The following is a 21,910-nucleotide window of genomic DNA, read 5'->3' on the forward strand; positions in this document are numbered from 1 at the left end:
ATATGCAGTATACAGCTTTCTTCTCAATATGGGATATCTAATTTAATTTTTAAAAGCCATAGTCACCATCTATAAGAATCACCTTTATTCTATCCTTGATAAACTGCCCTGTTATTAAAACAAAATCATTGCAAATCCGCTGTTCATGCCTGCAATCAATACATCTGCCTAATTTTGTACAGGGCGTATCTTTATTTAGCCTCTTCGCATCAAGAGGTGCTGCAATCTGCCTTGTACGTTTAATAGCCGCTTCTGCCGTATCTGCCAGCTTATTCGTTCCTGCTACAACAATCACCTGTTTTGGTCCATAAAGCATAGGTGCTACACGGCTTCCGTTTCCGTCAATGTTAAACAGCTCTCCGCCTGCTGTGATGGCATTGGTGCCTGTTATAAATGTATCCGTTTCAAAATTTTTTATATAAAGCGCCCGCTTTTCCTCGGAAGTCAATCCCTTCTGATGCTTATCATAAAAGATAAAATCTCCGTTTTTAAGGTAATTAAAAACTCCTGTTTCTTCTAAGGTAACCGAATCCCCGCAGCCAACCCTCTCACCCTTACGGATTAGAGCGGATAAGAGCAAAAGCAATTCTTCTGTATTCTCAACAAAATACCCTGCCATATTATTCTTCTGCAAATTTCTAATGGTTTTCTTTATCTTTTCCTCCATACAGGCATGAAACTCCTTTTCTTATTGTAAAGATCGTATCAGGTTTTCCGTTAATATGATAAACTGCATACTATAAGAAAAGCAACCTATATTTAAATTTTCCATGAAATAAAAGCGCTTCACACATAAAAATAAGCTTGGGCTCTATCCTAAAAATAAAATAGGACCCAAACTTATCTAAAATGATCTGTAACAAAATACATGCGGTATTTTTTCCTGGCCTTTAGGGTAAAGGTTTTGGTAAATTTCCTGCCACAAAAGTCCAATCGTATCCTCGCCTTCCCGTATATCATCTACAATCAGGCCACCGTCCTCCATCAGCAGCTCATAAGCTTTCTCAAATTCCGCAAGCTCTTTTAATGCAATTATGTAGTAAAGTTTTATTCTGCTTTCCTGTGCGATTTCATCAGGAACTCCTGTGTATAATTCTTTTATTTCGCTATATGCACCGCAATTATTCAATAGCTTAAATACGTCTTTTGCATAAGATAATTCATTACTGCATAGTTTGATGCCTTCTAAAGCAGAAGATATGGCATTTTGATTGTCACCCTCAATCCTGTAAACCGCAGCTAACCCTAGTTTAGCCCAAGAATTCGCAGAACATTTATCAGAATTTAAGAAAGATTCCTTTGCTTTTGCGAACTTCTTATAATAATAATCATTAAAACCAAGATGCAGCCACGCATACCAATTATTAGAATCTTTTCTGTTAACGTAATCATCTAATTTTTGATAAAGGTAATCATCCTGGAAATAATCACTTGGTACCTGTGTTGGAGCCGGGCAGGCAAACACCCCGTTTTGTAAAAAGTCTTTCCATATTTCCGGCCTGGTATCAGGACTGTTAAAATCCAGCTGCAGCGCAAGGGGAGGAAGATGACGTTCTTCCCGTAACATATTTTCTAATTGACCATATCCGCTTCCGCTATAGATAACATTTCCTTTCGTTTTTGCTAATTGTCGGGTTTTAAGAAGCTCTTCTTCTAAGGAATGTAATTTAGTCATATCACTTACATGAGATGTAACTTCTTTCTGCGCTGATTCGAAATCTTGCAGAGTATCTTTTACGATTTGGATTGGTCCATATTGCTCCATCCATTCCCATGCAGTATTAGGAGCCATAGGAATACATCCGTATTGCGTTTTGCCAAGGCCGGCCTGAATCTCAACGTATCTTCCTGCCTCTTTTGTCAGGAACTCCTGCCATCGGTCAGAGCCCTCGCTTTTACCCCAACAGAAGAGTTTACGTCCTCTAAGCCGTCTCGTTGACATCTGGAGTAATCCATACCCCTCTTGATTTATATTTGCTATGAACTTCAATTGTTCTTCCGGAATGTCAAAGAAATAGTCTACCTGAGTCTCAATATTTCCGTAAGCGGTTACATCTGCTCCGTGAACATGAGGTATGGAGACTTTTTCAATTACACCATTGGTGTTTGTGTATGCCTCCTTTGCGGGGACAACAACTCTTCCGTTCGGGTACTCAGGAACTGCCATATTACTCCACCAGTACATCGGAACAACTTGTTCATTCTGATTATGAATACGCATTCTGCAGTTTAGGAATCTGCTCTCTTTTTCCAACCAGAAATCAATCTGATATGCTACTTTTCGAATCCGCTCAAACTCATAGAACCGTAAGACAGGGGTAAGCCCGTCATCCAGGGTCAATTCGGCGGTGAACATCTGGGACATGGTAAATGGGTGATGGCCAATCATTCCGAGATTCCATTCCACACCTCCGCTGAACCAGGCATTTCTTAACGCCAGATTGCTTGGACGGATGATATCATTGGTGTATAACAGATTTGTTCCAGTCTGTTTGTCAATTAAACTCCAAAGTCTTCCGCCATAGGTTGGAAGAAAGGCTGCCTTCAGGTGTTCATTTTCAAGGATGGCAACCGGAACCTCTTTAGGCTCCAGTTTGCGGTTATAGGTATTTTGCAGGCGGTATGGATAGATGCTTTGGAGCTGGCCATAGCCTTCATAAATTTCTTCATATTCGCCAAGCATGGACTTTGTCTTATTCTGTATGTTGAATTCACCTAAAATATCCGGCAATACGGATTCCTGTCCCAAATCGCTGACTTCTATGCTAATCTTAGAAAACGTTAATTGCGATTTCATTCTAACTCCTCTCCTAACGGTACTTATTTACAATTTCATACATCGCATCCCACTGTTTTTCCATATCTGAAACTAACTTAAATTGTGTTCTGCACCGGTCAAGATTGTGCCCTTCCCTGTGAATTTTGAAATAAGTATCCCCTTGTAAATAGTCTGTTAAGAAACGGATGCCGCATTCTAATGTCATTATCTTAGCTCCAACCGGAAGCATATCCAGTTCAACATCAGTCAGACTTCCATTACAGCCTTCAAGAAATCCTTTCGTATATAATTCATAAAGTCCAAGGTCAAAGTTTACTTTTGATAAATCTTTTTCATCCTCTGCACCCGTGCTTGCACCAAAACGGATGGAATCACCAAAATCATTTACAGCGAAACCAGACATAACAGTATCAAGATCAATAACACAGATTGCTTTACCTGTTTTGTTATCAATCATGATATTATTTAGTTTTGTATCATTATGTGTAACACGAAGAGGCATTTCACCTTTTTTGTATAAATCCATTAAGATATGAGTATCCTGCTCTCTGTCTAATACAAATCGAATCTCTTCTTGTATGTTTTTTGCACGGCCTAAGATATCTTCTTCCAACGCTTTTTTGAATCTCATAAAACGGTCCGGTGTATTGTGAAAATCCTTAATTGTCTCATGTAATGTTTCTGCAGGATAATCCGAGAGTTGATTTTGAAAATGTCCGAAAGCAAGAGCGCTTTGATAAAAGTCATCCGGCTTCTCTACTTTATCATAACAAGCAGCATCTTCGATAAACCGATAACCTCTCCAATAACTTTCAATGCTGTCCTGATAAAAGTTTTTACCATCTTTTGTTTTAATCAGATTTATCGTTTCACCGTCCGCATTGCCATTGTTTTCTAATATTTTATTTCTTAAGAATTCCGTGACACCAGCAACATTTTCCATCAATCCTACAGGGTCCTTAAAAACTTCATGATTTATTCTTTGTAATATATAGCGTAAAATCGAACCGTCTTCCTGTGTGTAACGTACCACAAACGTATCATTGATATGACCATTACCATACATATTACAATCTGCAAAGTTTCCTTTAAAATCAATATTTTGAATGGCATCCTCTATTTTAGAACAACTTTCTTCCCTCGTCATTTCTTATACCTCTTTATTCGCTTTGGTCAACCTGCCAATTTCTTATTTTCTTTTTCAAAATTCTTCCGTATATACTCCCGGTTCTTTTAACTTAACAAATATATTTACTGCAACTTCTTTGTCTTCCTTAACCTTTTAATCCGCCGCCGGTGATACCTGCGATAATCTTTTCGGATAAGAAAATATACAACACAAACGTTGGCAGGAATACAATCGTTACTGCCGAGAACATACCTGCCCAGTCTCCTGTATATCTCATAGAATTAATCATGGAGTATAAACCTACTGCAATTGGTCTTAATTTATCTGAATTAGCAAAAATTAATGAAATAAAATATTCATTCCATACATTAATAAAATTAAAGATAGAAACTGTTATAATTCCTGGCTGTGCCATAGGGAACATAATAAGCCAAAAGGTTTTCATCGGTGAGCACCCGTCAATTGCAGCAGCCTGTTCGTAGGCGCTCGATAAATTACTGAAAAACGCCAGCAGAAATATCGTTGTATATGGTACATTAATACCTATGTAAAGGAAAAGCAAAGTGATTCTGTTTAACGATATACTATTTAATATATTCATTCTGGCGATTAAACAAAATAGCGGCAATACAATCATAATCATTGGAACACCCATTGCTGAAACAAGACTTGTCTGAATCGTTTTATTTGCAATAAACTCAAATCTGGACAAAACATAAGCAGCCGGTGCACATACCAAAATTAAAGCAATACATGATATTGTAGCGTAAACTAATGAATGCCCCATGATTCCGGATACATTTTGTGAAGTCCATGCTTTTACATAATTCTCAAAATGCAGTCCTGTTTTAAACTTCAAGGCATCCCCGGCGAATATTTCCCTTGTGGTAGAAAAACTTGCAGCGATTACCCATCCAATTAGTACAAAGGTAAATAAGACCCAAAGTGTAAGTATAAGATATCCAGGAGCAAGTTTTAATTCTCTTTTCAAGCTAAATTTTTTGATTTCTTTCTCTTTACTCATACTTACCTCCTAGAATTCTAAATCATCATCTTTTAGTAACTTATTGGTTACCGCAAATATAATTACGACGCAAATACTTAGAATTACTCCAACTGCAGCTCCCATGCCGGCATTGTGTTCTGTAACACTATTGCCCGCGCCAAATACCTGGGTATACATATATACCATAGGAGTAATTGTCTGGGTATCTGCTGTAACCGTTGAGAATAATTGGGACCATAAGAAGAATCCAACGGAAGTTACACTCCACATTGTGATATTCGTCTTAAATACACCTTTGATCAGCGGCAATGTTACATACCAAAATTGCTTTACTTTATTTGCCCCATCCAGTGTAGCAGCTTCAAAGTATTCTTCACTGATCCGTTCAATTCCACTGGCAAAGATCAGCATATGATATCCGACCATCCCAAAACAATAAGCAATCAATAAAGCCCAGAATTTGTGCGCATTATCTGTCCACTGTATTGCAGCCAGTCCTTTCAGGTGCAGGGCCGTAAATATTGTTTTGAACAATCCGAATCTGGAATTATAAACATATTGCAGCCACATGGTAGCAAGTGCAACGGCACTTACAACATTTGGCATATAAATAGCTGCGCGGTAAAAGCTTTTGAATCGTATTCCGCTTGTTAAGATTACTGCAAAAAGCAACGCTAATGCCATTACTATAAAACCACCAATTAACCATATTCTGAATATATTCCATAATGAAGTCATAAACAGGCTTGTTTCAAATAATTTAGTGAAATTACCCATCCCAACAAATGTCCATTTAGATATGGCATCCGTTACTCCTGATATTTTGAAAAAGCTCATAAGTATTGTCCTGCAAATAGGATATAGAAATACAAACACAAAAAATATGAGATCAGGCAGTAAAAAACATATTATCATCGTCTTACTTTTTTTCAAACTGGAGGCCTCCTTAAAAACTTTATAAAAATGGCGACTCTGACAAAAGTCGCCATATTCACATTATCTTAGATGTTAATCCCTATTTGCTTGCAGCTTCTAAGTTGTCAACAAATTGCTGTGCTGTGATAGAGCCACCGCATAATTTCAACATGTTCTCTTTGATAACCGGTGTCATATCAGCATTTGCTTCAATACCGCCTGCCCAGGTATATCGGGTTTTTAAACTATCAAGTACGGGCTTTACTGCTGAAAGTGCAGCCGGCCATTCTTTATTTGTAGTATCTGCCGGGATACCAATAGATTCTTCCGATAATTTTGCATCAAATTCACCTTTTGTGATATATGTAATTAATTCAAAAGCTTCTTTTGAAACTTGTGTATTTTTATTAATAGCAAGTACTTGTGCACCAAAGTTTGCAGCTTCTGTTCCGGTTACGCCGCCATCTAATGCCGGATAGCTAAAGCACCCCCACTTAAAGTCAGGACCTGTCATATCTTTCACTTCATTGGGTAACCAGGAGCCATTGAGGTACATCGCTACTTCACCAAGCGCTAATTCAACGTTTTGTCCATTTGGCCATACATTAGATTCTATACTCTTTGACATATAGCCCTTTTTAGCTAATTCTTCATATGCTTGTGCTGCTTTTAATACAGCCGGTTCTTCTGCCCAGAGTCCTTCTTTTACAACTTGTTGTGTTCTTTCTTCACCAACAAGTCTTGAAAGGTGGTAGCCTAAGTTCGTATTGATGTAGGCGTCATCACTTGTAAGCGGCGTAATACCTGCTCCTTTTAACGTTTCACAAACTTTGAGGAATTCATCCCAGGTTTTAGGAACTTCTTTAATTCCTGCTTTATCAAAGAGACTTTGATTGTAGAAGAATGCAAAAACATTTGGTTGATAAGGAATTGATTTTAAGGTTCCGCCTCCTGCAGTTCTGCAAGCTGCTATAAGACCTGCATTTGCAGTAGCTTCAAAATCAGCATCTTTTGCTAATGTTTCAAGATCTAATAAATAGCCACCCCATGTTCCATTTACACGATCCAGATCTTCATCAAAAAGATCAATTGCGGTGCCTGCATCAAGTGCCGGCTGAAGGCCTTCACGAATACCCGTACGGCCTTTAAATTGAAGATCCACTTTATTGCCGGTATTTTTCATATAAGCATCTACAGCTTCTTTGATTACTTTTGCCTGTGGTTCTGTAGCTTCCCACATGGACCAATATACGATTGATTTTCCCCCGTTATCCGATGCAGCTTGTGTTACCGCTGTGCCGTCTTTTTTTGTGTCATTGGAAGTTGATTTTGCACCACACCCGGTAAGCAGTGATGCCACCATAGTTGCACACAGTAACGCGCTAATCAGTTTCTTTTTCATACCTTATCCTCCTAAAATTAATATACATATAGAAGAGCTATAAAGAATCCCCAATTTGCTGTTTTATCCCTTTTATCCCCTGTTCTTATCTGCATCTCCTATATATTGATAATTATATAGTGCCGTATCCATTTTATCTTTATCCGATCGTTGCATATATTTGCACAATCCACATATTTTTATTGCTTTCTTAATAAAAATACCTTATGATATCAATATAAATTGTGCAAATAGACAATAAATCAGCTCATTTCGAAATATATATATTCTTTTCACGTCACAATGTACTATTTTCATCTTAAAATCTTTTCCATCCTATAACAATTTAACAAAGGGAGGAATATCATGGCATACGAAAGTATTCGGCTGGAACAACCATTTGTAATAAATAATATTGTAACTATTCATTATTTTGAATATATGAGTGACTTCTACTTTCCAGGCGAATTCCATGACTTTTGGGAATTACTCTGTGTGGACAAGGGAGAAGTTGATGTCGTCGCCGATAAAGACCGCTATACATTAAAGAAAGATGAAGTTATCTTCCATAAGCCTAACGAGTTTCATAACGTAAAAGCAGGAAAAAATGCTCCTAATCTTGTTGTTATTTCATTTCTATGCGATTCGAAAAGTATGCATTTTTTTGAAAATAGGATATTGGTTATTAATGAAATAGAAAGACAATTGTTTGCCCAGATAATAAATGAAGCCAAAAATACCTATGTAAACAGACTGAATGATCCTTATTATGAAAAATTAAACCGGGCAGAGTCCGTTCCTTTTGGGGCAGAGCAATTGATAAAAACATGCCTTGAACAAGTGTTGATCCTGCTATATAGAAGATACCATTTAGACAATTCTATTAACAATTATTTTAATAAAACCGTAGAAAAAAGCACTGAAACGGCCCTCAAAGAAGTTCTTACATACTTGGAAAATAATATGCCGAATCATATTACAATCCAAGAAATATGCAAGAACAATCTTATCAGCCGTTCCCAATTACAGAAAATGTTTCATTCTAATTTTCATTGCGGCGTAATTGACTACTTTAATAAAATCAAAGTAGACGAGGCCAAACAATTAATTCGAAATAGAAATATGAATTTCACCCAGATTGCCGACTACTTAGGCTATAGTTCCATACATTATTTCTCGAGACAGTTTAAAAATATTACAGGAATGAATCCTACGGAATATGCTTATTCAATAAAGGTATTATCCGAAAAGTCATAAAATTCAGTGCTTAAAATGTCTCATTCCGGTAAATACCATAGCGATTCCGTACTCATTGCATTTCTTAATGGAATCCTCGTCACGGATAGAACCGCCGGGCTGGATAATTGCTGTTATTCCTCCTTCATGGGCTGCTTCTACGCAGTCATCAAAGGGGAAGAAAGCATCGGAGGCAAGTACTGCACCATGTGAAGCATCCTCACTTATTAATTCCCTGCTGTGTTCTATGCTTTGCTTTGCCGCCCAGATACGGTTCACCTGTCCGGGTCCGATTCCAATCGACTGCTTATCCTTTGCCAGGGCAATACCGTTGGATTTTACAAACTTTACGACCTTCATGGCAAAGAGCAGGTCTTCCATTTCTTTATCCGTGGGCTTTCTATCTGTTACGACCTTTATCTCTGCTTCCTCTAACAGCTTACTGTCTATGGTCTGAACGATAAGCCCGCCGTTCACCTTCTTTAAGTCATAGGCATTTTCATCCTGAGCTGCTTCGATATCTGCAAGCTGTAATACCCTGACATTTTTCTTACCCTTTAAGATTTCAAGGGCTTCTGCCTCAAAGCCCGGTGCTACGATTACTTCTAAGAAGATTTTACTCATCTCGTTTGCCATATAAGCCGTTACGGTACGGTTTACTACTACAATTCCGCCAAAAATGGATACCTTGTCTGCCTGATATGTCTTGTCCCAGGCCGCATCAATAGTATCTGCACTTCCGACACCGCAAGGGTTTCCATGCTTGCAGGCAACTACGGTAGGCTCGCTGAATTCCTTTAATAATTCCAAGGCTCCGTTGGTGTCGTTGATATTGTTAAAGGACAGTTCCTTTCCGTTAAGCTGCAGGGCATCCACAATAGAACCTTTCTTCTTTCCGATTTCACGGTAGAAGGCTGCTTTCTGATGAGGATTTTCTCCATATCTCATATCCTGTACTTTCTCATAGGTAAGGGTCAGAGTCTTAGGAAGGCTGGTATCTTTTCTTTCCTTCTTCAGATAATCGGCAATCATGGTATCATAATTGGAGGTATGCATAAATACCTTCTGCATCAGGCAGAACTTCGTATCAAGACTTACTTTTCCATCTGCCTTTAATTCGGAAAGTACCTTTTCATAGTCGGAAGGATCTGTCACTACCGCAACATCCTGATAATTCTTGGCTGCACTGCGAAGCATGGTAGGACCGCCGATATCGATATTTTCAACGGCTTCTTCTCTGGTTACACCTTCCTTTAGGATAGTTGCCTTAAAGGGATAGAGATTTACAATAACAAAATCAATGGGTTCAATATGAAGTTCCTCTAACTGCTTCATATGCTCTTCTTTTCCTCTCATGGCAAGAAGTCCGGCATGGATGGCAGGATGCAGGGTCTTTACCCTTCCGTCAAGGCATTCGGGGAATCCTGTCACTTCGGAAACCTCAACAGCTTTGATGCCTTCCTCCTTCAGCTTCTTATAGGTTCCTCCCGTTGACAGAATCTGAATACCAAGGGCCTCCAGTTCCTTTGCGAATTCCACAATTCCTGTTTTGTCCGATACGCTGATTAATGCTCTCATTTTCGCTCTCCTTTTCCTTTGGGTTAGAAAATATAGGGATTTTTTTCCAACAAAAAACCGCCCTGGTAACCTGGTAATCGTCCTATTACCAGAGCTGCCCAGGCGGTCGGCATATCATATTTTTGTACTCCCTATGGGTAAGCTCCCATTTCCGCCAGTCATACAAAATCTATCTTTAGTCTACAATATTTAAGGCCGGATGGCAAGCCCCGGCAATTAAAAAATATCCTGCTGTTTTCTTAAAATTTTTGTTCAATATTATTCGGATACCCTCATCTCTAAAGTTATCCTATGGCCGTTTATTTTTGCAGCCTCTTTTTAAGTTTTAAGCAGTCATTCAGATGTCCTGACTGGTGCCTGGTAATTGGCATAAGAAGAATTCCGGCGACATTTTTCTTTCCCCAGAAATCAAGGAGCCAGATGGAACCTTCCTGTTCCGTTACACCGCCTTCTTCCAGGATTCTTGCAATGCTTTCCTTTCTTATCTTTTTCTTTAAATCAGGAGCCGTAAGACCATTTATTATCTGCTTGGTCCGAAGGCCTACGGCATCCCGGTAATTCTTTAGCTCTGTCATGTCTAAATTACGGCTTAAAGAAAGAATTTCATCATCCGTCATTGCATTGCCTGTGTCTTTTACGTTAACTCCAAGACGCTCTAACCATTGCCCGTTTAATACCTGTTCACCCTCGTGAATTAAAATATTGGCTGTAATGTCTTCAATCCGCGTGACGTGCCAGATATTCCAGGCAACTGTTACATCCTTTGCTGTGGGCATCGTAATAAAAGCTTTTTCGGTAAGCCCCTCCCATACTTCGTCCATGAGAGTTGGCTGTAGACCCGATGTCACTTCTGATGAATGAACCATGGAATGCAATTCCAAACAAATCTTTTTTGCGTCCTCATACTTTTCAGGCTTTGCTATCAGCTCTTTCAGCTGTGCCTGTTTTGGATTCCAATCTGTCCCCGGCTGAAACATAAAAGCTCCTTTCAATGCAATTCTTACATAAACAAATTCTTCTCTGTTTAGTGTGAATTCTGCATATAGTATATCATGGGAAATAGAAGACTGGCAAACATTATATATCATGTTATGCCAGTCTTCTGTCTTAAAAACACCTACTCTGTTACAATAACTTTAATTTTGGTTGTCAACCCGCTTTGACTGGTAGCCGTTATAATGGCGGAACCTGCTTTTACTCCTGCAACAAGACCATTGTATGAAACCTTGGCAACACTTGTTTTACCGGATTTCCATGTGATTTTTGAAGTACCTTCCGTCAGTTCTGCCCCCAATTGCAGTGTTTTACCCTTCTTTAATTTGGCGGTCATTATAATTTCCGAAGCAGTGGTTTTTTTAAAGCTTGTCGTTAAATTATAAGAACGGCCATATGAGGAGTATATTGATATAATATAGGTCCCTTTCTCCAAACTGATTTGCTGCACATCCTTACCTACATAATCATTTGGATTTGAGTTTGAATATATCCCTTCACCATTTTCGTTATATACATTAATAGAAAGATAATCTCCTGAATTTCTGGTAGTTGTCAGTGTCAATGTTCCTTTTCCTGTAATGTCAACAGAATAGTAGTTCGTTCCATTCTCTTTAATTGTAACATCATTTAAAACTTCAAAGTTTGAAATGGAGGTTGCCAAATCCGCCATGTTTGCTGCCTTTACATTCGTTGTAAACATTGTCATCATCATGGCTGCTGCTATGCATACAGCCATTATTCTCTTTGATATCTTCATCCCTTTATCCTCCGAAATTGAATTTTCATGTTTTATTAGATTTTTATATTTTAGTAATTTGGCTGGTCAATATAAATATATCCAAGCAAATAACCGGTATTGGCAATCGCAGAATATTTGAAGGTATAGCCGCCATATACGGATTGGGATACGTAGACTGTACCATTCTCTATTTTTTCTACTACTGCCACATGTCCTGCTCCATCAGAATAAGGCAGATTAGTATTCCAAACTGCAATTGCTCCAACTCTTGCTTCGGAACCGTATTTATATTTTCCGCTGCTTATATTATCACTCCACCACGTACAGGCATTATGCGTAAAATATCCACCAGGCAGCTGTTTGCCGTATATCTCCCAAATTCTTCCCCATGCATAAGCAGTGCAGTTAGGCATTCCCCAGCCACTTGCATAATAAATATTTTGATTGGAATAGTAGTGATAGTCACTGGAGGCAGGTGCGGTGGTTCGGATTGTAAAGGATACGCTGCCTGTATCAGCACCGCTGCCAGGATTATTAAAGGTAATATAATCCCCATGGGAGTACCCTTCAACAGTTCCCCCTGTATTTCTATCCGTTCCTCTGACTTTGTACCACCCGTTTTGTATATCTCCTATTACCGTAACTTTTTGTCCCTCTTTAAAGCCACCAATTGAATTGGCAGAGGTCGAGGCGCTACTTCTTACAAACACTCCCTGCCCTCCGGTATTGTATACATAGGCTTCTTTTTCTGTAACCGCCGCAGGTACTGCCGGTGTGATATACCACCTTTGCAGGCTGTTGTTCACATCATAGCTGCCTGCCACTAATGCAGCACTCTGTGATGCAGAGGAAGCCTGTACCACGATACCCGTATTGGAAGCCAGCCGGAGTACGCAGGAACCATCCCCAAACTGTTCTATATAAAAGTGCTGTGCAGGATAATCATTATGGTCGTAAATGTCCACTTTACAGCCGGATTTTAATGCTCCTGTTGTAGAATTATTTGTTCTCATGATATCCAGTACTTTTGTTGTTGCACAGCCTGCAATCAGACTTACGGTTCCGTCATCATGATTTTCAACATACCATTGTTGTGCCGGTGTTTGATTAGACGAATATACTTGCACCGCTGTCCCATTCTTCTGTCCCGCTCCTGTAACATCCATTACCAGGCCGGTATTATCCTTTAGGGCCAGTGTATAGTATTGACCAGGTAAAGAAATTCTGCTTGAAGAAGCAGCTGGTGCAGGCGTTGGTGTTGGGGTAGGACTGGGTGCAGCTGTTGGTGTCGGAGTAACCTTAGGGCTGGGTGTAGCTGTTGGTGTCGGAGTAGCCTTAGGACTGGGTGTAGCTGTTGGTGTCGGAGTAGCCTTAGGACTGGGTGTAACTGTTGGCGTTGGTGTAAGATTCGCTTTTACCGTAACCAAACATTCTGCCTGCTTACCATTGGGCAGGCTGACAGTAATTTCAGCTGTTCCTGCCCCTGTTGCAAGAATATTACCGTCATTATCCACCTGGGCTACTCCTTCGTTACTGCTGTCCCAGAACAAAGCATCATCTTCTGAATCTTCCGGTGCAATTCTGGCATTAAGGTGCTTTTCATCTCCCACCCCTAACGTAATACTGGTACTATCCAATGTAACGGAGGTTTGTATTTCTCCATTTGCTAATACGGTTACCGTACAACTGCTCTTTACACCATTGCCTGTTTGGGCCGTAATGATAGCCGTTCCTTCATCCATGGGAAACACTGTACCTTCATCATCTACAAAGGCCACATCTTCATCACTTGAACTCCATGATATATCTCTGTCCCCTGCGTTAGCAGGTACTACCAAAGCACTTAGTGTAAGGGTATCATCCAAAGTGATTTCAGCTTTTGTCTTATTTAAGGTAATGGATTTTACTGTAACCTTCTTTTCTTTTACAGTCACCTTACAGGAAGCTGATTTGCCATTTGAAAGGGAAGCTTTGATTAAGGCCGTCCCTGCTGCAACCGCTTTTACCTTTCCTGCGGAAGAAACTACTGCTACTTTCTTATTGCTTGAAGTCCATTTCACTTTCCCGCTGCTGCCGGAAGGCGTAACCGCAGCTTTTATGCTTTTACTCTCTCCGACCTGTAAAGTGAACGTTTTTACATTCAAGGTGATTTTCTTTGCCGCTGCTGCATTTACTATGTAAGGACTTGTTGTAATGGTGTAAAAAATCAGGCAAAGAGTCAGGAGCATTGAGATAACTTTTTTGTTTTTCATAAATATCCCCCTATTATAAGATTTTGTAAAACTAATTCCTGCCAGGTATATATAGTAATTCTATTGTCAAATGCATTCCCTTTCAATATGTGCCACTTACTGTGCCAGGAAAAAGTCGCAAAAAAACCACCTCTATGCCGGTATAGCATAAAAGGTGATTTTAGAGTATTTATTTACTTTATAAAAGACTCCTTAGATATTCGATTGTTTCCTCTTCTGATTTTATATACTGCATTTTATCCAAGTTCTCAAAAAAATCAACAAACATTTCATTGATACTGCTCTCTTCCAGAGTGACAAATTTTCTGCGGAATTGTCCATCCGGCTTTTGAAAGATAACCCCTCCCCCAATCTCTATATGGATAATTACATCTGATTCGTAATGAAATTTCATGTCGTCAAACAAACGGTTATGTACATAAAAGAGAGTCCTGCTGTCACAGAGGCTTTGAATTAACTCCCTGCTCTCTGCTTCCGTCAACTGCCGGTACAGCTCAGGCGGATATTCATTGTCCCTGCCGGTTTTCATGAACTGAACTACTCCTTTCTTCGTAAAGAAGGCTTCACATGCATGCTTTTCATATTCTACCGTTCTGCGTTCAATGTCAGATATTATATTTTCAATTAAAGCGTCACGATCCGGTATCTCCTGTATAAGCATTTTATCCAGGAATTCTCTTGTAAAACCAATTCCAAAGCAGGGGTTTTGATTTATAAAATACATAAAATTCTTGTTCATGATTGAATTCATATATTCTTCTACCGTGCCGCAGTTTGTACTGATACATTTGCATTGCTTTGACATATTTTCGTATAATTCTGAATAAAAACCGTAAATTTCCCTTTCACGGTAGATTATTCCCTCCTTCCCGCCATAGGAAAAAAGAATTACAAACTCTCCGGTCAAAATTATATTTGGCAATACTGACATGCTATTGATATGGTGTTCTGCATGTTCATAATATACCTTTAATTTATAATCAGGCAGGCAAAATGCCATGGGTAATATTTCTTTTAAGTATTTCAGGTTATTCACAATGGTGTCCTTTTGTTTATGAAAGCATACCAGCTGTGTTACTGATAAAGCAGGGTATTCCGAATATTCCAGTAAGGCTTCCAACAAAAAATGATATCTTGGCTGCATGCACATGCGGACTTCAAACTTCTCTTTCAAGGCTTCATATTTAAGAATATTCCGGATATACATCTGGAGCTCAATTTCACTCTTTGCTATATAAACTGTTTTATCATCACTTATCCCACAATTAATGACGAATTGGGAAGAATCCATATGAAATGAGGTATATTCATTAAGGTTCTCCAGTAATTCTTTTACACCCTCACGTTGGAGGAATGCCTCCTTACCGATCCGCTCCATATTCCATAACCGAATCAGTTCCATTTTTTCATCCACTGCCAGCAACAGCTTATCCGCAATCTCTTCTACCGTTTCCAGATTCTGCGGGAGCCGCTTCCCTTTCTCATATTTGTAGAATACGGTCCTCTCAATACCACACAGCTTTGCGAAAGAAGCGGTGTTATGTCCATTTCTGCCCAGATAGGACTCAAGTTTTTCCGAAAATTCCGACATGCTTTTATCTCCTTTAAGTACGTTATTTAAAATTCCTCTTTGAATTGGTTTGGCTGCTTTGCCAAGAGATATTTCTACGATTTGCTTATAAGAATGTTTTATAGATAATACTTGTAATATATTGGTTTTTATTTCACTACGTACGTTTAGATTTATTTTCTATTTTTATATTATCATTATGCTTATAAATCTGCAAGTGAAACCCTGTCTTTTCCCACATCAGGGGTATAAAAGATTGCCATGTGTTTTCGAGAAATACAGATATATTTGCTTAATTGAAAAAAGAATTATATAATAGGTAATAGTTGATCAAAACTCTAAATGTTCTTACTATGCATGTCTTGAAAGGATTGCTTATATGAAAAAATTCAAATTTACAGATATCGGTATCGGTCTATTATTTGCACTGTTCTTTCTCTCTGCGGGGGTAATTCTTGCAGTGAATTTCAGACCGCTTTATTATTTTGACATAAAAAATCTGGACATAGCAAAGACCTCCGGTATAGAGGCCTCTGTTATCAAAGAAAATTATGATGCACTGATTGATTATAATTCTCCTTTTTTTAAAGGAGAGCTTGAGTTTCCTACACTCCCCTCCTCTGCCCCTGCTCTGGAGCATTTTAAGGAGGTCAAGAGTTTGTTTCTGTCCTTTTATTTTATCTGCGGCGTAATTGCCGTACTGCTTCTGATAATTATTCTTTATAAGAAAAAAATCAAAGATTACAGCTATCTCGTCCCTTCCGCCGTTACTGTTTTAGTATTGCCGCTTCTTGTGGCTCTGGCTTGTGCGGTTAATTTTGACAAGCTATTTATTGTATTCCATAAGATTTTTTTCCGCAATGATTATTGGCTCTTTGATCCGGCTACAGACCCTATTATCAACCTGCTGCCGGATACCTACTTTATGCACTGCCTGCTTTTAATTATTGCTATTATTCTTCTTGGAAGCTTTTGCTTATTTTTTGTTTCCCATATTATAAGGAAGAGTAATGATAAATTCCGTTCCAACACCTAGGGTACTGTTTACCTGTATATTGCCATTGTAAAGCTCTACAATATGTTTTACAATGGAAAGCCCAAGGCCGGTTCCGCCCTGCTTTCTCGAACGCCCCTTATCCACCCGGTAAAAGCGTTCAAAAATGCGGGGCAGATATTCCTTTTCGATTCCGATTCCCGTATCCTTAATACCCAGGACCAAATTATCTTCCTCTTCTTTCAGTGTAATGGTTATAGTCCCTTTTTCTGTGTATTTCACGGCATTATCAAGCAGGTTTATAAAAAGCTGCTTCATCCTGTCAGGATTGCAGTAAAAGGGTTTCAGATAAGGCTGCGGTTTAAAAACAATCTCTATGTCACCCGTTATTTTGGGCTGAAGCAGCTCGATAACCGCATTCACACTTTCATTGATATCTAAGGGAAGCCTTTCGTAATCTCTTTTTGACTCGATTTCCTGTAATAGCAGAATATCCTGAATAAGTGTAGAAAGTCTTTCAGCCTCAATATCTATAATGTCTAAGAAGCGGTTTGCCACTGCCTCTTCTTTTATAGCTCCGTTTTTTAAGGTATCGATAAAGCCCCTGATGGAAGTTAGCGGTGTTTTCAATTCATGGGTTACATTGGATACAAAATCTCTTCGCATATTCTCCAATTTCTTCAACTGGGTGATATCTTCTATAATTAAAAGTACGCCAAAGGACTTTTCCCCCTCTAACCCCAGCGGTGTACCGGTAACACGGATATAACGCATGGAATCTCCGGATATGCTTCCTTCTTTCATAACGCTTTTCTTTGTTTCCTTTACCTCATCCACCACATCAAACACAGCAGCATTCCGGAATACAGAATACAAAGACTGCCCTACTGCAATAGCCTTTCTGGTATGTTCTGTCTTTTCGAATGATTTGTTGAAAAAGAGTACTTCACTGCTGTCATCAATGGCGACAACCCCTGCCTCCATACTGCTTAGCATTGCTTCCAGTTCCGCATTTCTATGAGTCAGAGTGGTTATTGTATTCTTAAAGTTAACCGCCATGATATTAAAGGAGCGGGCAAGCTTACCGACTACTGATTTATCCCTGGTATATATTTTGATATTATAATCCCCGTCCGATATTCTCTCCGCTGCCTTTGCAACTTCATTAATGGGCCTTGTCAAAAGCCCCGTAAAGATTGCTGCGGCAGCCATAGCTAACACCAGACATAAGAAAACAGTAATTACAAGAGAGCCTCCCAGTTTATCGGTCAAACCTTGTATTGTAGAAAAAGGCAGAGATATACGAATAACACCGCTAAAATCGGCTGTATTTACCGGAACTGCACTATAGGAATATTCCTGCTTCATCGTATTGGAATATCTGGTTACCGATACGCTTTCCCCTTTTAAGGCTCTTTGTACCTCTTCCCTGGACTTATGGTTTTCCAGTTTGTCGTTTGTGTCGGAATCGGCAACGACATTCCCGTCTTTGTCAATTATGGTAATTCTGCAACCATATTTATCCCCATACTTACCTGCAAATGCATCATAGTCCTGGGATGTTTCAAATCCGGTCACGGTAAATAAGTCTGCCACCATCTTAGCCTGTGCCAGATAACGTTCTTCACTCTGATTGTATAAATAGTCTGAGGTTTCATTCCAAAACAGTATTCCCGCTATCCCAAGAGCCAGAATAATGGTTGCCAGATAACTGATATAAAGTTTTTTCTGCATTTTTTCAACCCAACCTCCATGCTGCGGGTGTCGCAAATATGAGCACCAGCATATATTTGTGTGTGAATTATGTTTCTTAATAATTCACACTCTCCTTTAAGCAAACTTATACCCCATCCCCCTTACCGTTTTGATATAAACCGGATGGCTTTCATCCTTTTCTATCTTCTTTCTAAGATTACTTACATGTACATCGACGGTTCTGGTCTCTCCGATATAATCATATCCCCAAACCTTTTCAAGAAGATTATCCCTGGTAAATACAATTCCTCTGTTTTTTGCCAATAAATATAAAAGCTCGAATTCCTTAAAGGAAAGTTCTACGGAGTCTCCGTCAAGGGTTACTGTCCTTCTGGAACGGTTGATTTCCAAATGGTCAATGATGAGCCTCTCCTCTTTATCATCCTTATCTTCACTAACTTTTGCTATTCCTTCCGTTCTTCTTAAAACAGCCTTAATACGGGCTGACAGCTCATGGATACCAAAAGGTTTTACCAGGTAGTCGTCTGATCCGACTTCAAGGCCTACTACCTTGCTGATTTCATCTCCCTTTGCCGTCAGAAAGATAACGGGAATGGTCCGGTAATTCTTATCTGCCCGGATTCTTCTCAATACCTCAATACCGTCCATACCCGGAAGCATCCAGTCCAATAGTACAATATCAACCTTTTGGGCGGCCAATATCTCAAGGGCATGCTCACCGGATTCTGCCTTTAATACACGGTAGCCATCCCTTTCCAGGTTATAGGCCAATAACTCCAATATATGTTCTTCGTCATCTACTGCCAGTATTGTTTTCATGAAAACTCTCCTTATATGGATTTATTTATCCGACGGTTAGATCTCCCGTGACAATGTAGGTTATCCATTCCGCTATATTGGTGGCATGATCTGCCATTCTCTCCAGATATTTTATAATCATCAGATAACATACGCATTGAGGCACCAGCTCCGGCTTGTTTTGCATTGTCAGCGACAGCTCATCTGTAATTTTCTCAAAATCATTGTCCACTTCATCATCTGCCTCTATAACAGCTTTTGCTTTTTCAAGGTCCGCCTCTACAAAGCTGTCGATAGTATTAATTACCATCTTTTTCATCGCTTCTATCATAAGTTCAAGGGATTTTGGTTCTTCCATCTGAGGATACTTGCTAAGTTTGATAATATACTCCGAAATATCCGCACATTGGTCAGCAATACGCTCAATATCCGTTATGATTTTCATAATAGAAGTTATCTTTCTCAAATCAGATGCCAACGGCTGCTGTTTTGCAATGATATTGACACATTCCCTCTCAATATGCTGCTCCAGCAGGTCAATCTCATCATCTCTGTCTATGATTTTCTTTGCCTTTTCAATGTCTTTCTCATAAAGGGCTCCTATCATCTCATTCATAGACAGCTCTAATATACTTCCCATCTTTATTACATCATTATTTAACTCCTCCAATTGTGCGAGAAAAGTCTGTCTCATCCGCTTTCGCTCCTATCTGCCCTGATAAGGGCTATTTGATTATCCTTATAATAGCATTTTCCTGCTTATTTGCAAGTCTTTCCACTATTTTAATAAATATTTTTACCCGGTATCAGCCAAATCTTCCTGTGATATAATCTTCTGTTTTCTTATTGACCGGCTTATTAAATATCTGTTCCGTATCCCCGTATTCGATTACCTCTCCTGTTAGGAAAAAGGCTGTTTTATCGGATATACGTCCGGCCTGCTGCATATTATGGGTTACTATGATTATAGTATACTGTTTCTTTAATTCTGTAGCAAGGTCTTCAATTTTAATTGTAGATATGGGGTCAAGCGCTGAGGTAGGTTCATCCATTAATATAACCTCCGGTTCAATTGCCAGAGTTCTGGCTATACAGACTCTCTGCTGCTGACCGCCGGATACTGCCAGGGCACTTTTCTTTAGCTTATCCTTTACCTCATCCCAAATAGCTGCCTGCCGTAAAGATTTCTCTACTATCTCGTCTAATGCACTCTTTTTCTTAACACCATGTATTCTGGGACCGTAAGCCACATTATCGTAGATACTCATAGGAAAGGGATTTGGCTGCTGAAATACCATGCCGACTCTTGATCTTAACATAATAGCATCAAAATCCTTATAAATATCCACACCGTCTAATGTTACCTCTCCCTCTATCTTAACTCCTTCTATCAGGTCATTCATTCGGTTTAAGGTCTTTAAAAAGGTAGACTTACCACAGCCTGAAGGTCCTATAAAAGCTGTAATCTTCCCTTGTTCTATACTCATGTTTATTTTTTTAAGGGCCTGAAAATTGCCATAGAACAAATCCAGATCCTTGACCGTGAATTTCACTTTATCGCTCAAAACATATCCTCCTGTTATTAAAATCCTGTGAATCAAACACTATCAGCCGTTACCGGTTTTCTTTAAAAATTGCCTTGTTATCATTTTGGAAGCAATGTTTAACAGTATGATCAGAACCAGTAATACTACTGCGATAGAACTTGCAGAGCTTAAATCGCCTGTTTCTTTTATAAGCCAATACATCTTAGTGGTCAGCGTTGCTGCAGATGACTTTCCGCCTATTAAGCCTTCCGGTATCTGTGCTACTGTACCTGCTGTAAAGATTAAGGCCGCTGATTCTCCGACTATTCTGCCGATACTAAGAATTACTGCTACCAGGATGCCAGGCAATGCTCCGGGCAGGATAATCTTTGCGATTGTCTGCAGCTTCGTTGCTCCAAGTCCGTAGGAACCTTCCCTATAGGATCTGGGTATTTCTTTCAGTGCTTCTTCTGTGGTCGAAATGATGGTCGGAAGAAGTAAAATACTAAGGGTTAAAGACCCTGCAAGAATAGAATACTGCATTTTAAGAGTCTGTACGAATAAAAGCATTCCGAAAAGTCCATATATAATGGAAGGAATACCGGCCAGGTTCTGGATGGCAAACCTTATGCTTCGAAGAATCCGCCCGGGCTTTGCATATTCATTCAGATAGATTGCCGCGCTGATTCCAATGGGTCCTGCGATTGCAAGTGATAACAGGATAATATAGATAGTTGATACGAACATCGGCACAATACCGCCGCCGGGTCTTGTTACCTTAAGCCGGAGGGTTCCGTCACTGTCCTTTAACAGCTTTAAGGCGTCTGTATAGGATAAATCCTCTGTATTGTCAGCTCCTATCTTAGTGATCGTATCATCCTTTTTCAAATCATAGGATTCATTCTTCATATTTACTGCCTTATGAACCGCAGAATTCTTCTCTATCTTTGTTATAACCAGGTTCTTATCTCCTTCTTTGACAGTAATGCCAAGAGAAGAAATATACCCCTCTGCGCCGTCTCCCGCTTTACTTGCATCAGCCTTCACATTTACAAAGGTGGTCTTGTTATCCCAGTTCCTGGTCAGGAAGTTAAAGTTAATACCAGGTATCCCTTTATATAAAATGAAACCTATGATTATAAATAGGATACTTATAGTAACTGCGGTGGCAAGATAGATCAGACTTCTTAAAAAACCATCTTTCATTTTTCTATTGTTCCAATTTTTAGTGTTCATTTAGACCTCTTTCGCGAATATCCAATCTACGATTGGATATTCCTGAATAAGTAATTGAA

At 39.3% G+C, this 21,910-nt stretch carries 18 protein-coding genes and 1 riboswitch; of the genes, 2 read left to right on the forward strand and 16 right to left on the reverse strand.

Annotation, left to right across the window (positions count from 1 at the left end; all coding sequences use genetic code 11):
* Positions 1–49 precede the first annotated feature (49 nt).
* From BUF11_RS17395 to BUF11_RS17420, 6 genes are all read right to left on the reverse strand, one after another.
* Positions 50–667: a lactate utilization protein gene (locus BUF11_RS17395; protein WP_073590130.1), complete on the reverse strand. Its 618-nt coding sequence runs from the start codon at positions 665–667 to the stop codon at positions 50–52.
* 177 nt (positions 668–844) lie between these two features.
* Positions 845–2,797, reverse strand: coding sequence for a DUF5107 domain-containing protein (locus BUF11_RS17400; protein ID WP_073590131.1), 1,953 nt, complete (start codon positions 2,795–2,797; stop codon positions 845–847).
* A gap of 13 nt (positions 2,798–2,810) precedes the next feature.
* A complete protein-coding gene (locus tag BUF11_RS17405; protein ID WP_073590132.1) occupies positions 2,811–3,926 on the reverse strand; it encodes a phosphotransferase enzyme family protein in 1,116 nt (371 codons plus the stop codon).
* Positions 3,927–4,053: 127 nt separating this feature from the next.
* Positions 4,054–4,932, reverse strand: a complete 879-nt coding sequence (locus BUF11_RS17410; RefSeq protein WP_073590133.1) for a carbohydrate ABC transporter permease — start codon at positions 4,930–4,932, stop codon at positions 4,054–4,056.
* A 9-nt stretch (positions 4,933–4,941) separates the two neighbouring features.
* Positions 4,942–5,847 (reverse strand): carbohydrate ABC transporter permease, encoded by a 906-nt coding sequence (locus BUF11_RS17415; protein ID WP_073590134.1) that lies wholly within the window; start codon positions 5,845–5,847, stop codon positions 4,942–4,944.
* An 82-nt stretch (positions 5,848–5,929) separates the two neighbouring features.
* Complete coding sequence (locus BUF11_RS17420; RefSeq protein ID WP_073590135.1) at positions 5,930–7,231, reverse strand: ABC transporter substrate-binding protein; 1,302 nt, start codon at positions 7,229–7,231, stop codon at positions 5,930–5,932.
* Positions 7,232–7,576: 345 nt separating this feature from the next.
* Between BUF11_RS17420 and BUF11_RS17425 the strand changes: the two genes are divergently transcribed.
* A complete protein-coding gene (locus BUF11_RS17425; protein WP_073590136.1) occupies positions 7,577–8,467 on the forward strand; it encodes an AraC family transcriptional regulator in 891 nt (296 codons plus the stop codon).
* A gap of 3 nt (positions 8,468–8,470) precedes the next feature.
* On the opposite strand, the gene purH is transcribed toward BUF11_RS17425, so the two are convergent.
* The 5 genes from purH to BUF11_RS17480 all read right to left on the reverse strand — a co-directional run bounded on the left by purH (position 8,471) and on the right by BUF11_RS17480 (position 15,602).
* Complete coding sequence (gene purH, locus BUF11_RS17430) at positions 8,471–10,024, reverse strand: bifunctional phosphoribosylaminoimidazolecarboxamide formyltransferase/IMP cyclohydrolase (protein ID WP_073590137.1); 1,554 nt, start codon at positions 10,022–10,024, stop codon at positions 8,471–8,473.
* Between the two features lie 89 nt (positions 10,025–10,113).
* Positions 10,114–10,196, reverse strand: a riboswitch (ZMP/ZTP riboswitch).
* 127 nt (positions 10,197–10,323) lie between these two features.
* Positions 10,324–11,112 (reverse strand): DinB family protein, encoded by a 789-nt coding sequence (locus BUF11_RS17435; protein ID WP_242952400.1) that lies wholly within the window; start codon positions 11,110–11,112, stop codon positions 10,324–10,326.
* A gap of 29 nt (positions 11,113–11,141) precedes the next feature.
* Positions 11,142–11,777 carry an Ig-like domain-containing protein gene (locus tag BUF11_RS17440; protein ID WP_073590138.1) on the reverse strand — a complete coding sequence of 212 codons (636 nt, stop codon included), beginning with the start codon at positions 11,775–11,777 and terminating at the stop codon, positions 11,142–11,144.
* A gap of 50 nt (positions 11,778–11,827) precedes the next feature.
* Entirely contained in the window at positions 11,828–14,011 is a 2,184-nt protein-coding gene (locus BUF11_RS23840; protein WP_084558734.1) for an Ig-like domain-containing protein, read from the reverse strand.
* A gap of 178 nt (positions 14,012–14,189) precedes the next feature.
* The gene (locus BUF11_RS17480; RefSeq protein WP_073590139.1) at positions 14,190–15,602 is read right to left on the reverse strand and encodes a helix-turn-helix domain-containing protein; all 1,413 of its coding nucleotides are present in this window, start codon (positions 15,600–15,602) and stop codon (positions 14,190–14,192) included.
* Positions 15,603–15,960: 358 nt separating this feature from the next.
* Between BUF11_RS17480 and BUF11_RS17485 the strand changes: the two genes are divergently transcribed.
* Complete coding sequence (locus BUF11_RS17485; RefSeq protein ID WP_073590140.1) at positions 15,961–16,617, forward strand: TIGR01906 family membrane protein; 657 nt, start codon at positions 15,961–15,963, stop codon at positions 16,615–16,617.
* On the opposite strand, the gene BUF11_RS17490 is transcribed toward BUF11_RS17485, so the two are convergent.
* The 5 genes from BUF11_RS17490 to pstA all read right to left on the reverse strand — a co-directional run bounded on the left by BUF11_RS17490 (position 16,558) and on the right by pstA (position 21,851).
* Positions 16,558–18,309, reverse strand: a complete 1,752-nt coding sequence (locus BUF11_RS17490) for an ATP-binding protein (RefSeq protein WP_073590141.1) — start codon at positions 18,307–18,309, stop codon at positions 16,558–16,560. The genes BUF11_RS17485 and BUF11_RS17490 overlap by 60 nt on opposite strands.
* A 96-nt stretch (positions 18,310–18,405) precedes the next feature.
* Positions 18,406–19,110 carry a response regulator transcription factor gene (locus BUF11_RS17495; RefSeq protein WP_073590142.1) on the reverse strand — a complete coding sequence of 235 codons (705 nt, stop codon included), beginning with the start codon at positions 19,108–19,110 and terminating at the stop codon, positions 18,406–18,408.
* A 25-nt stretch (positions 19,111–19,135) separates the two neighbouring features.
* The gene (gene phoU / locus BUF11_RS17500) at positions 19,136–19,783 is read right to left on the reverse strand and encodes a phosphate signaling complex protein PhoU (protein ID WP_073590143.1); all 648 of its coding nucleotides are present in this window, start codon (positions 19,781–19,783) and stop codon (positions 19,136–19,138) included.
* Between the two features lie 112 nt (positions 19,784–19,895).
* On the reverse strand, positions 19,896–20,654 hold the full coding sequence (pstB, locus tag BUF11_RS17505) for a phosphate ABC transporter ATP-binding protein PstB (RefSeq protein WP_073590144.1): 759 nt from the start codon (positions 20,652–20,654) through the stop codon (positions 19,896–19,898).
* A 42-nt stretch (positions 20,655–20,696) separates the two neighbouring features.
* Entirely contained in the window at positions 20,697–21,851 is a 1,155-nt protein-coding gene (gene pstA / locus BUF11_RS17510; protein WP_073590145.1) for a phosphate ABC transporter permease PstA, read from the reverse strand.
* Positions 21,852–21,910 lie beyond the last annotated feature (59 nt).

Source organism: Anaerocolumna xylanovorans DSM 12503, assembly GCF_900143645.1.
Classification (GTDB): Bacteria; Bacillota; Clostridia; order Lachnospirales; family Lachnospiraceae; genus Anaerocolumna; species Anaerocolumna xylanovorans.

Bases quoted from the DNA above. Each gene is read 5' to 3' on its own strand.
- BUF11_RS17395 (WP_073590130.1), bottom strand. From the start codon at position 667: ATGGAGGAAAAGATAAAGAAAACCATTAGAAATTTGCAGAAGAATAAT.
- BUF11_RS17400 (WP_073590131.1), bottom strand. From the start codon at position 2,797: ATGAAATCGCAATTAACGTTTTCTAAGATTAGCATAGAAGTCAGCGAT.
- BUF11_RS17405 (WP_073590132.1), bottom strand. From the start codon at position 3,926: ATGACGAGGGAAGAAAGTTGTTCTAAAATAGAGGATGCCATTCAAAAT.
- BUF11_RS17410 (WP_073590133.1), bottom strand. From the start codon at position 4,932: ATGAGTAAAGAGAAAGAAATCAAAAAATTTAGCTTGAAAAGAGAATTA.
- BUF11_RS17420 (WP_073590135.1), bottom strand. From the start codon at position 7,231: ATGAAAAAGAAACTGATTAGCGCGTTACTGTGTGCAACTATGGTGGCA.
- BUF11_RS17425 (WP_073590136.1), top strand. From the start codon at position 7,577: ATGGCATACGAAAGTATTCGGCTGGAACAACCATTTGTAATAAATAAT.
- purH (WP_073590137.1), bottom strand. From the start codon at position 10,024: ATGAGAGCATTAATCAGCGTATCGGACAAAACAGGAATTGTGGAATTC.
- BUF11_RS17435 (WP_242952400.1), bottom strand. From the start codon at position 11,112: ATGATATATAATGTTTGCCAGTCTTCTATTTCCCATGATATACTATAT.
- BUF11_RS17440 (WP_073590138.1), bottom strand. From the start codon at position 11,777: ATGAAGATATCAAAGAGAATAATGGCTGTATGCATAGCAGCAGCCATG.
- BUF11_RS23840 (WP_084558734.1), bottom strand. From the start codon at position 14,011: ATGAAAAACAAAAAAGTTATCTCAATGCTCCTGACTCTTTGCCTGATT.
- BUF11_RS17480 (WP_073590139.1), bottom strand. From the start codon at position 15,602: ATGTCGGAATTTTCGGAAAAACTTGAGTCCTATCTGGGCAGAAATGGA.
- BUF11_RS17485 (WP_073590140.1), top strand. From the start codon at position 15,961: ATGAAAAAATTCAAATTTACAGATATCGGTATCGGTCTATTATTTGCA.
- BUF11_RS17490 (WP_073590141.1), bottom strand. From the start codon at position 18,309: ATGCAGAAAAAACTTTATATCAGTTATCTGGCAACCATTATTCTGGCT.
- BUF11_RS17495 (WP_073590142.1), bottom strand. From the start codon at position 19,110: ATGAAAACAATACTGGCAGTAGATGACGAAGAACATATATTGGAGTTA.
- phoU (WP_073590143.1), bottom strand. From the start codon at position 19,783: ATGAGACAGACTTTTCTCGCACAATTGGAGGAGTTAAATAATGATGTA.
- pstA (WP_073590145.1), bottom strand. From the start codon at position 21,851: ATGAACACTAAAAATTGGAACAATAGAAAAATGAAAGATGGTTTTTTA.